Annotated in this window: 2 protein-coding genes; both read left to right on the top strand. The window is 74.0% G+C overall.

Annotated features, from left to right (window positions below):
• The first annotated feature begins 77 nt into the window (after positions 1–77).
• Positions 78–503, top strand: coding sequence for an OsmC family protein (locus tag ACFU7Z_RS37990; RefSeq protein WP_049649677.1), 426 nt, complete (start codon positions 78–80; stop codon positions 501–503).
• 441 nt (positions 504–944) lie between these two features.
• Positions 945–3,113: a putative bifunctional diguanylate cyclase/phosphodiesterase gene (locus ACFU7Z_RS37995; protein WP_380782665.1), complete on the top strand. Its 2,169-nt coding sequence runs from the start codon at positions 945–947 to the stop codon at positions 3,111–3,113.
• The last annotated feature ends 163 nt before the right edge of the window (positions 3,114–3,276 follow it).

Genomic DNA, 3,276 nt, shown 5'->3' on the forward strand with positions numbered 1-3,276 from the left:
ACAGGCCCGTAGGCTGGGGCACGCATGACCGGAAGTGACCGCTCGAACACTCTCCCTCAGCACTGGAGGAACCGATCGTGGCAACCACCCGCACCGCCCGTACAGCCTGGGAGGGCAACCTCGTCGCCGGCCAGGGCCAGGTGACCTTCGAATCGTCCGGCATCGGCACGTACCCGGTGTCCTGGCCGTCCCGCGCCGAGCAGGCCAACGGCAAGACCAGCCCGGAGGAGCTCATCGCCGGCGCCCACTCGGCGTGCTTCTCGATGGCCCTCTCCCACGGCCTCACCGGCGCCGGCACCCCGCCCACCACCCTGGAGACCCAGGCCGACGTCACCTTCCAGCCGGGCGAGGGCATCACCGGCATCCACCTGACCGTCACCGGCACGGTGCCGGGCCTGGACGAGGCGGGCTTCGTCAAGGCCGCCGAGGACGCCAAGGCCAACTGCCCGGTCAGCCAGGCCCTGACCGGCACCACCATCACCCTCACCGCCAAGCTGGCCTGAACCGCACCCCTCTTCTCCTCTTCTTCTTCACCGCGCCCCTCGGGGACCGGCCGGCGTCCGGCTCCCGGCCGGTGTCCGGCCCGCGGTCGGCGCGCGACCGGTCCGCGTCCGGCGCACGGTCGGCGCCCAGGGGCGCGGCTTCAGCGCACGCGCCCCTGGCGCACATCATGTGATGTGCACCGGGGGCGTCTGCACGTACCGCCATTCATGATCACAAAGCGGGCGAATCACCCTGGCGGCGGTCACCGCGTGTTGCCGTCGCGGCCTATGATCGGCCGCAGCGCCCTGTCCTTCAGGCGGGTCCCCGCGCACCGGCGCCCCACGACGGGCGGCCCCGCAGCGGACCGACTCCGAGGACCACGACAGAGTGCGGAGCCGACCGCCGGGTCCCGACTGGCCGGCCGGACATCGTCAAGCGTCAGCAGCGGACGGGAGCATGCCGTGCCGGGCCAGAACGAGGGGGCCGACGCACACCACCCGGGCGGGCGGCACGAGGAGTCACCGTGCCACCGCCACCTCGCCTCTCCGGTCCTGGAACCGGTCCTCGATCCGGCCCTTGAACCGACCCTGGGACCCACCGCCGGACCCACCGCCGGATCAGCCGTCGGACCTGTCGTCGGATCGACCGGCGGAACGGGCGGCGGGCCCGTCTCCGGATCCGTCACCGGGCCGGCCGCGGGGCCCGTCACCTCCTTCACCGCCCTCGGGACGCTGACCGAGCCGGAGCCGCTGCTCTGCCCCACCTGCGCGGCCCCGCTCAGCGGCGACGCCCGCCGGGAGCGGGGGCTCACCCGCGGCAGCGGCCGGGAGAGCATCGACACCGACCGACTGCTGGCGGCGCTGCGGGCCAGCGAGTCCCGGTTCCGGGCCGCCTTCTGCGACGCCGTCATCGGCATGGCCCTGATCGATGCCGAGGACCGGATCATCGAGGTCAACCCCGCCTTCGCCGCCCTGATCGGACAGGGCGTCGGCGACCTGGTCCGCACCCACCTGCACGAGATCATCGACCCGGAGGGCATGCCGGACCGGCTCTTCTCCGAACTCGTCCGCGGCGAGCGGGAACGGTTCCGCGTGGAGAAGCAGCTCAAGCACCGCGAGGGCCACACGGTCTGGAGCAAGGTCACCGTCTCGCTGATCCGGGACGGCGCCGGGGACCCCCTCTACACCCTCGCGCTGGTCGAGGACATCACCGAGCAGCGCCGGCTCGGCGACCGGCTGGAGTACCAGGCCCTGCACGACCCGCTGACCCGGCTGCCCAACCGGACCTACTTCTTCGAGCGGCTCGACGCCGCCTGCCTCGCGCCGGCCGACCAGCCGGGCCCGGTCGGCGCCCCGGACGAACGCCGGGTCGGGGTCTGCTACCTGGACCTCGACGGCTTCGCGGCGATCAACGAGGCGCTCGGCCACCACATCGGCGACCAGCTGCTGATCGCCGTCGCCACCCGGCTGCGGCGCGGGTTCGACGGGCGCGACACCCACCTGGTGGCCCGGATGGGCGGCGACGAGTTCGCCGTGCTGGTCACCGACAGCCTGGGCAGCGAGCAGCTGACCGAACTGGCCGCCCGGATCCTGGAGGTGCTGGAACGTCCCTTCGACGTCGCCGGGCACCGGCTGGTGGTCACCGCCAGCGTCGGCGTGGTCGAGCGGTCCGTGCACGAGACCACCTCGACCGACCTGGTCAAGGACGCCGACGCCACGCTCTACTGGTCCAAGGCCGACGGCCGCGCCCGCTGGACCCTCTACGACCCGGACCGCGGCGCCCACCAGCTCACCCGGCAGCTGCTCGCCACCGCGCTCCGCCCGGCCCTGGAACGCGGCGAGTTCGCGATCGAGTACCAGCCGCTGGTCGGCCTGGCCGACGGCACCGTGCACGGCGCGGAGGCGCTGGTCCGCTGGCGCCACCCCCGCTACGGGACGCTCTCCCCGGACCGCTTCATCCCGCTCGCCGAGGAGACCGGCGCGATCGTGCCACTCGGGACCTGGGTACTGGAGGAGTCCTGCCGCCAGGCCCGGCAGTGGCTCGCCGAGTTCCCCGAGACCGAGACCTTCGTGAGCGTCAACCTCGCCGCCCGCCAGATCTGGGACTCCGACATCGTCGCCGACGTCGCCCGGGCCCTCGAACGCACCGGCCTGCCGGCCCGACTGCTCCAACTGGAGATCACCGAGAGCGCCCTGCTCGGCCCCGGCGGCCGGCCCCTCCAGGCCCTCCAGGCGCTCGCCGACATGGGCGTGCGGATCGCGATCGACGACTTCGGCACCGGCTACTCCAACCTGGCCTACCTCTCCCGGCTGCCGGTGCACGTGCTCAAGCTCGACGGCACCTTCATCGAGGGCTTCCGCGAGCCCTCCCCGACGGACCGGCCCGGCCGCCCGGAACTCGGCTCCCGCCGCAGCGACGCGGACGAGCAGATCGTCGGCGCGATGGTGCAGCTCGCCCACACCCTCGGCCTCACCGTCACCGCCGAGGGCATCGAGAGCGCCGCCCAGGCCGAACGCCTGCGGCTGACCGGCTGCGACACCGCCCAGGGCTGGTACTTCGCCCGCCCCGGCGAGGCCGAACTCGTCGCGGCCATACTCCGCGACGGCCGCCCCGCCCTACAGGGCCGCTAGCCGCAGGGGCGGGCCGGAACGGGACGAGGCCTCGGCCGGCGCCCGCCCGGAGCCGGCACTTCGCCCGCCCCCGGCGAAGCCGAACCGGCCGCAGTGAGCAACAGCCGAGGGCCGGCGGGCCGACGGGTCGGTCCGCCCGGCCCGCGGTGGTGTGGCCCACCAC

The sequence above is a fragment of the Kitasatospora sp. NPDC057518 genome (genome assembly GCF_042802075.1).
Taxonomy (GTDB): domain Bacteria; phylum Actinomycetota; class Actinomycetes; order Streptomycetales; family Streptomycetaceae; genus Kitasatospora.